Source organism: Proteus vulgaris (assembly GCF_016239305.1).
Taxonomy (GTDB): Bacteria; Pseudomonadota; Gammaproteobacteria; order Enterobacterales; family Enterobacteriaceae; genus Proteus; species Proteus vulgaris_C.
Genome location: NZ_JAEHOQ010000004.1, coordinates 208,105 through 216,121 on the forward strand (window position 1 = coordinate 208,105; position 8,017 = coordinate 216,121).

General features: G+C 39.9%; 7 protein-coding genes and 1 riboswitch. Of the genes, 5 read left to right on the forward strand and 2 right to left on the reverse strand.

The annotated features are described in order from the left end of the window. Nucleotides 1-60: 60 nt before the first annotated feature. Nucleotides 61-978, forward strand: a complete 918-nt coding sequence (oxyR, locus tag JEP40_RS04635; protein WP_198622659.1) for a DNA-binding transcriptional regulator OxyR — start codon at nucleotides 61-63, stop codon at nucleotides 976-978. Here the strand turns inward: oxyR and sthA are convergent. Next, nucleotides 970-2,367, reverse strand: coding sequence for a Si-specific NAD(P)(+) transhydrogenase (gene sthA, locus JEP40_RS04640; protein WP_198622660.1), 1,398 nt, complete (start codon nucleotides 2,365-2,367; stop codon nucleotides 970-972). The genes oxyR and sthA overlap by 9 nt on opposite strands. Before the next feature lie 199 nt (nucleotides 2,368-2,566). On the opposite strand from sthA, the gene fabR reads away from it, so the two are divergent. Next, complete coding sequence (gene fabR / locus JEP40_RS04645) at nucleotides 2,567-3,253, forward strand: HTH-type transcriptional repressor FabR (RefSeq protein ID WP_072070605.1); 687 nt, start codon at nucleotides 2,567-2,569, stop codon at nucleotides 3,251-3,253. Further along, complete coding sequence (locus tag JEP40_RS04650; RefSeq protein ID WP_036933245.1) at nucleotides 3,253-3,654, forward strand: YijD family membrane protein; 402 nt, start codon at nucleotides 3,253-3,255, stop codon at nucleotides 3,652-3,654. The genes fabR and JEP40_RS04650 overlap by 1 nt, the downstream gene beginning before the upstream one ends. A gap of 123 nt (nucleotides 3,655-3,777) precedes the next feature. Here JEP40_RS04650 and trmA read toward each other — a convergent pair whose 3' ends face one another. Then, nucleotides 3,778-4,875 carry a tRNA (uridine(54)-C5)-methyltransferase TrmA gene (gene trmA, locus JEP40_RS04655; protein ID WP_198622661.1) on the reverse strand — a complete coding sequence of 366 codons (1,098 nt, stop codon included), beginning with the start codon at nucleotides 4,873-4,875 and terminating at the stop codon, nucleotides 3,778-3,780. A 113-nt stretch (nucleotides 4,876-4,988) separates the two neighbouring features. After that, nucleotides 4,989-5,198: riboswitch (cobalamin riboswitch) on the forward strand. A 68-nt stretch (nucleotides 5,199-5,266) separates the two neighbouring features. On the opposite strand from trmA, the gene btuB reads away from it, so the two are divergent. Both btuB and murI read left to right on the forward strand, forming a co-directional pair. Next, entirely contained in the window at nucleotides 5,267-7,123 is a 1,857-nt protein-coding gene (gene btuB / locus JEP40_RS04660; protein WP_198622662.1) for a TonB-dependent vitamin B12 receptor BtuB, read from the forward strand. Continuing rightward, nucleotides 7,068-7,934, forward strand: a complete 867-nt coding sequence (murI, locus tag JEP40_RS04665) for a glutamate racemase (RefSeq protein WP_198622663.1) — start codon at nucleotides 7,068-7,070, stop codon at nucleotides 7,932-7,934. The genes btuB and murI overlap by 56 nt, the downstream gene beginning before the upstream one ends. Nucleotides 7,935-8,017 lie beyond the last annotated feature (83 nt).

Consider the following 8,017-nt stretch of genomic DNA (forward strand, 5'->3'; position numbering starts at 1 on the left):
TTTATCAGTTGCTATATTATCTATAGACATTAACTATCAGCAATAAATGTGGGATCTGCAATGAATATCCGTGATTTGGAATATCTGGTGGCTCTAGCTGAGCATAAACATTTTCGCCGTGCGGCAGATTCTTGCCATGTGAGTCAACCAACATTAAGTGGTCAAATTCGTAAGCTTGAAGATGAACTGGGTGTGATGTTGCTTGAACGAACTAGCCGTAAGGTTCTGTTTACGCAACAAGGTTTGTTGCTGGTGGATCAAGCGAAAACCGTTCTACGTGAAGTAAAAGTGCTACAAGAAATGGCTTCATTGCAAGGCGAAAGTATGGCAGGGCCTTTACATATTGGGCTTATCCCTACTGTCGGGCCTTATTTATTGCCTCATATTATTCCTGAATTACATAAGAACTACCCTAAGTTAGAGATGTACCTACATGAAGCGCAAACTCATAGCTTATTGGCTCAATTAGATAGCGGAAAACTCGATTGTGCAATTTTGGCCATGGTAAAAGAGAGTGCACCATTTATTGAAGTGCCTCTATTTGAAGAACCCATGAAATTGGCAATTTATGAAGAGCATCCATGGCATGAGCGCGAGTCTGTACCAATGGGCGACTTAGCGGGTCAGCGTTTATTGATGCTAGAAGACGGGCATTGTTTACGGGATCAAGCGTTAGGATTCTGCTTTCAAGCGGGCGCAAAAGAAGACACTCATTTTAGGGCTACGAGCTTAGAGACATTACGTAATATGGTCGCTGCTGGTAGTGGAATAACCCTATTACCAGATTTATCAGTACCTCAAGAGCAAAAACGTGATGGAGTTTGTTACTTAGAATGTACGGATCCAAATCCATCACGTTCTATTATTTTGGTTTATCGTCCCGGATCGCCTTTGCGTAATCGTTATGAACAATTGGCAGAGACAATCCGTGAACATATGACCGCCTTTTATGCAGAAAAACAAAGTACATTAAAATAAACGGTTTAAACCATTAAGTGCTGCAACACGATAGGCTTCAGCCATTGTTGGATAGTTGAAGGTCGTATTAACGAAATACTCGATAGTATTGCCTTCACCTTTTTGTTCCATAATCGCTTGGCCAATATGAATAATTTCTGCGGCACGTTCACCGAAGCAGTGAATACCTAAAATTTGCTTGGTTTCACGATGAAAGAGAATTTTCAAACTCCCTACATTCATACCCGCTATTTGTGCTCTTGCCAGATGTTTAAACTGAGAACGACCCACTTCATAAGGGATCTTCATTGCGGTGAGTTGTTGCTCTGTTTTACCAACAGAACTAATTTCAGGAATGGTGTAGATCCCGGTTGGAATATCTTCAATCAAGTGTGTTTCTGATTTTCCCGTTGTAATCGCTAAAGCTGCAATACGGCCTTGATCATAAGCTGCTGACGCTAAACTTGGATAACCAATCACATCACCTACGGCATAAATGTGTTCACAACTGGTTTGATAATGGGCGTTAACAGAAACGAGTCCACGACTATCTGTTTTAATGCCCACATTTTCTAAGCCTAGAGTGTCTGTATTTCCTGTTCGGCCGTTTGCGTAGAGTAGGCAATCCGCTTTGACTTTTTTGCCTGATTTTAGGTGAACAATAACACCATCATCGACACCTTCAATACTTTCGTATTCTTCATTATGACGAATAACGATACCGTTATTCCAGAAGTGATAAGAAAGTGCATCAGACATCTCTTGATCAAGGAAAGACAATAGGTGATCACGAGTATTGATTAAGTCTACTTTTACTCTTAACCCTCTAAAGATAGAGGCATACTCACAACCAATAACACCCGCGCCATAAATGATGACATGGTGAGGCTCATGCTCTAAATCAAGTATAGTGTCACTGTTATAAATACGAGAATGAGAAAAATCGACATCCGGTGGGCAATAAGGACGAGAGCCCGTTGCAATAATAAAGCTCTCAGCAGAGAGAATATCGCAAGTACCATCAGGGTAACGTACACTGATCCTGTGCTCGTCAATAAATGCCGCTTCACCCGAATACATTGTACAATTGTTGCGCTCGTAGAAACCTTGACGCATTTTAGTCTGTTGACTAATCACGGTGCTGGCTTGACGAAGTATTTGAGAAAAAGAGGAGTTAATAAGACGAGATTGGTCGCTATAAAGTGGGTTTTGATTAAACTCGATAATGCGACTTACTGCATGGCGTAGGGCTTTAGAGGGAATTGTGCCCCAATGAGTACAGCCACCACCAACTTTGTTATAACGTTCTATAACTGCGACGCGTTTTCCTTGTTTAACAAGCCCCATGGCCGCGCCTTCACCGCCAGGACCTGAACCGATAACAATGGCATCGAAATGAGAATGTTGCATAGGAAGAGACCTGTTTTATACAAACCGACAACGCTATATTAACATTAGAATGAATAATAGCCCAATTGACATTAAGGGCATTAGTCACACTTTGTTGAGTTTTTATGAGAATGTGTGTTTAGAGATGATTGTACGCACTGCTTTTTTAACAAAGTTTGATATATTGAGCATAAACCAAATTAGGATTATCAGGATTTCTGTGAGTAATAATATTGGCATCAGAGCTAAACAAAAAGAAAAAACCCGTCGCTCTTTAATTGAAGCTGCTTTTAGCCAACTGAGTGCTGAGCGTAGTTTTACTAGCTTAAGCTTACGAGAAGTAGCTAGAGAAGCTGGTATTGCGCCTACCTCATTTTATCGTCATTTTAAAGATGTGGATGAGCTTGGGCTAACAATGGTTGATGAAAGTGGACTGATGTTACGCCAACTAATGCGGCAAGCACGTCAGCGTATTGCGAAAGGTGGCAGTGTTATCAGAACATCAGTAGCTACTTTTATGGAATTCATTGGCAATAATCCTAATGCGTTTCGATTATTATTACGTGAGCGTTCTGGGACTTCGGCAGAATTTCGTGCCGCTGTCGCACGAGAGATCCAACATTTTATTGCAGAACTGGCAGACTACCTTGAGCAAGAAAGTCATATGCCACGTTATTTTACAGAAATGCAATCTGAAGCAATGGTCACTATTGTATTTAGTGCAGGCGCAGAAGCACTGGATATTGATATTGAAAAGCGTCAACAATTAGAAGAAAGATTAGTTTTACAACTGCGTATGATTGCTAAAGGTGCTTATTATTGGTATCGACGTGAGCAAGAGACGCAAACACCTCTACAAGATAACCCAGAAATAAAGAAAAAAACGCATCAGAAAGGAGACAAATGATGGAACAAAATCGCTGTGAAAAAAGCACGCTATTACTTGCCACAGTCATTGGTGTCGCTTTACATGGTACTTATTCGAGTTTTTTTAATTCATTTATTGAGACGTGGTCAGTTTTCCCACTAATCAGTTTAATTTTGGCAGTTTACTGTTTATATCAGCGTTATTTAAATCAACCAATGACCGATGGTATGCCTAAGCTGATTTTTTCATTCTTTTTATTAGGCTTATTCGGTTATAACGCTTACACCAGAACCGTTAACCCTGAATGGGGTTCAAACTTTTTCTCTTCTGTTTGTATTGTTATCGTTGCGTTGTGGATTTATCGTCAATTTAAACAGCGCCAACGCTTACGTCTACAGGCTGAAGAAGCTGAAAGAGCATCACAAGCAGAACAGTACTAGTCTGTACTTACCTCTTTGTTGTAAACACAGCGAAATTTTGACACCAGCAAGTTATCTTGCTGGTGTTTTTGTTTTTATTTGTGTTATTGAGGGATTTTTTACTCTAAGAAGAGAAATAAGCAGTTATCTTTTTTCTAATAACACACCACATTCCATATGATGAGTGTATGGAAATTGATCAAATAAAGCTAATTTACTGATTTTATGTGTTTTAATTAGCGTTTCTAAATTTTGACACAATGTTTCAGGGTTGCAAGAAATGTATAAAATGCTAGGGTAAGTTTTAACCAGCTCTACAGTTTTCTCATCTAAACCACTGCGAGGTGGATCGACAAAAATGGTTTCACATTGATAATCTCTTAAATCAATCCCTTCTAGACGTTTAAATTCTCTTACCCCATTCATTGCTTGCGTAAAGTCTTCTGCAGACATGCGAATAATTTTTACATTATCAATGTGGTTCATTGCTATGTTGTATTGCGCAGCATGAACAGATGGCTTTGCAATTTCTGTTGCCAGCACACGCTCAAAATTACGCGCAAGTGCTAATGAAAAGTTGCCATTACCGCAATACAATTCAAGCAGATCACCTTTCGCGTTTTCTGTTGCCTTTAATGCCCATTCCAACATTTTAATATTGACCTGAGCATTAGGTTGCGTGAAGCTATTTTCAACTTGGCGATAAATCATCTCTTTACCCGCGACAGGTAACACTTCATCAATAAAATCGTTATCGAGCATAATTTTTGTTTTATATGCACGACCAATTAACTGTACATCAAAGCCTTGGGCAATTAAGGTCTGGCGTAATGCTTGTGCTTCTTGTTGCCAAGTTTCATCAATTTTTTTGTGATACAGCAAAGAGACAATAATTTTATTACTCAACGTAGAAAGATAATCAATCTGAAATAGTTTCTTTCTAAGTGTTGGCTTGTCTTTTATTTCTGCCAACAAAGCAACCATCATTTTATTAATAAGTTGGCTGGCTACGGGAAATTGGTCAACACGAATACGCTGCTTAGTCTCTTGGTCAAACATAATATGATAGAGAGAATCTTCTTCATGCCAGATACGGAATTCCGCACGCATACGATAATGCTGTTCTGGAGATGAAAAAACCTCTGCTTCAGGCGCATTAAAAGGGGCCATCATCGTTTGTAGGCGTTGTGTTTTTTCATTCAGTTGAGACTGATATGTTTGCGTTGGTAATGAATTCTGCATGGTATCTCGCCTTTTTTTTGGCAGTAATAAAGTTAAGCGAGCGAAATTGTAGAGATCCTCATGAAGATGTCCAGTATTCTTCATGTTCAATTTCTGGACTCAATGGAGTTGAAATCGTAGCATAGTTGTTCGGTCTCCTTAATAGGAGTGAAAAGGGAATCTGGTGCAAAGCCAGAACTGACGCGCAGCGGTAATAGGATCAAGGATAATAAAAGACACTGCAAAGCACTCATATAAGTGCGGTGGGAAGTCATTATCTTAAATACACAAAATTGTTTATTTAACCTAGAGTCCGAAGACCTGCCGAAGACCTGTCGCATCTTAAATTAAATACGCGCTTTATTTAATTTTGGCGGCATCCTGCTACTTATTCTGTTGGATGCAGATTTTCATGAATAATAAAAAAGTTTTCTTTATTTCAAGTATAGCTTTGAGTGTAATGGTGAGCAGTTTTGGTGCGTTTGCTAATAACAGCGATACATTAAGTGTGACAGCAAACCGCTTTCAAGAGCCGAACTCTTCTATTTTAGCGCCTATTACGGTTGTTGAACGTGAACAGATCGATCGTTGGCAGAGTAATAGTGTGATTGATGTATTACGCAGAATGCCGGGTATTGATGTCGGGCAAAATGGTGGAATAGGGCAAATGAGCTCTATTTATGTACGTGGAGCTGAATCTCGACATGTGCTGATCTTGGTGGATGGTGTGCGTTTAAATCAGGCTAATGTGTCTGGTAGTTCTGATATTAGCCAAATTCCCCTTTCTCTTGTTCAACGTATTGAATATATAAGAGGGCCTCGTTCTTCTGTTTATGGTTCAGATGCAATTGGTGGTGTGATTAATATCCTCACAGAAAGAAGAACGGAAGGAGGAACGCTTAATGCCACAATGGGTTCTCATGGCTATCAAGAATATGATGGCTCTGTAAAACAGAAAGTTGGAGATAGAACGACATTAACGGTAGCGGGCAGTTATCTCTATACCAAAGGCTATGATGTAGAAGCAAATGGGAATACCGGTGGGCATCCACAACCTGATCGCGATGGATTTATGAACAAATCGTTGTGGTTAGGGGTTAATCACGATATTAACGATGACGTTTCTTTATATGCACGTGCTTATGGTTTTGATAATCGCACTGCTTATGATGCTTATTATGACAGTGGTAACGATATCTTAACGGATACAAGAGCACTATTTAGCCGTACCTATGACGGTGGTGTGAAGTTTAATCGTGATAACTACTCTTCTTCTTTAAATACCAGCTATAACTACACCAAAGATTATGACTATGAGCCTCGTTATGGTCGCTATGGTAAAGGAAGTCGTTTTACTAACTCCGAACAATATAATGTGCAGTGGGGTAATCACCTTTTATTAGAAAATGGCAGTGTAGGTGGAGGTGTTGATTGGCAACGCCAATCTATTAAAGCAGGCTCTAGTGGATTTCCAAATAAAGAACACTTCGACAATACCGGCTTATATCTAACAGGACAGCAAAAGTTAGGCGAGATTATCGCTGAAGCTTCAGTGCGTTCAGATAAGCACTCTGAATATGGTTGGCATACCACTTGGCAAACTAACTTAGGTTGGGAATTTATCGATGGCTATCGTGTGATTGGTGGTTATGGTACGGCTTTTAAAGCACCAACACTGATGCAACTTTATAGTGAATGGGGAAGTAATCCAAACTTACAACCCGAAAAGAGTAAACAGTGGGAAGGGGGCTTTGAAGGATTAACAGGGCCTTTAGAGTGGCGATTAACTGCATATCGTAATAATGTTGATTCGTTGATCCAAGGCGAATCGAGTTATCCATATCGTAATTACAATGTGGGCAAAGCTTTAATTAAAGGTGTGGAATTTACGGGTGAGATGGATACGTGGATTTTTCATCACACTTTTAACCTTCAATATATAGATGCAAGAAATAAAGAAACGCATCAACGTCTTGATCGTCGTGCTCGCCAACAGCTGAAATATCAACTTGATTGGCAAGTTGAGAAACTCGATATGGGAGTGACTTACCAATATATCGGTCAGCGCACGGATAAAGATTACGGCACTTATGAGAATGTTTCTTTAGGTGGAGTGAGTATTTGGGACTTAACTGCGTCATATCCTATTACATCACATCTCTCAATTCGTGGTAGAATAGCCAACCTGTTTGATAAAGATTATGAGACAGCTTATGGCTATCGCACGCCAGGACGTGAATACTTCCTCACAGGAAGCTACAACTTCTGATGCACAACTTACCGCTAACCCTACTGTATTAGTTTTTGATTCAGGGGTTGGCGGTTTATCTGTTTATCGTGAGATCCGTGAGAAATTACCGGATGCTCATTATATCTATGTTTTCGATAATGAAGCTTTCCCTTATGGTGAGAAATCACAGGAATTCATTATTGACCGTGTTGTTCATATCATTAGCGCGGTTGCTGAGAAACACTTTCTCGCGGCAATTGTTATTGCCTGCAATACCGCTAGCACGGTAAGCCTTCCAGCTTTACGTGCAAAGTTTACTGATATTCCTATTGTGGGGGTTGTTCCTGCTATTAAGCCCGCCGCTAAATTAACATGTAATGGTGTGGTTGGATTATTAGCGACGAGAGCAACAGTTAAACGTCCTTATACTCATGAATTGATTGAACGGTTTGCAACTGATTGCAAAGTTCACTCTTTAGGTTCGGCAGAGCTGGTGGAGTTAGCAGAAAGGAAACTTCATGGTGAGGAAGTTTCTTTAGATGAGCTTCGCAAAATTCTTACACCTTGGTTAAAAATGAAAGAGCCGCCAGATACTGTAGTATTAGGTTGTACTCATTTCCCTTTATTAGCAGATGAGATCCTTTCTGTTTTACCTGATGGCACACGAATTATCGATTCTGGCGCTGCAATTGCACGGAGAACTGCGTGGTTGGTCGTAAATCAAGCGAAAATAAAAGGTTCAAATGAAATTAGTTTCGCTTATTGCCTAAAAGAAGATGAGAATAGCGAATTACTAAAACCTGTTTTAGCAAGTTTTGGCTTTGAATCGCTCAGAAAACTGGCGCTTTAAGTGCAATTTGGTGGAAAATTCAACGGTCAGTAAAAAAACTCAAAAAAAGTGTTGCCAGCTTCACAAAACTCCCTATAATGCGC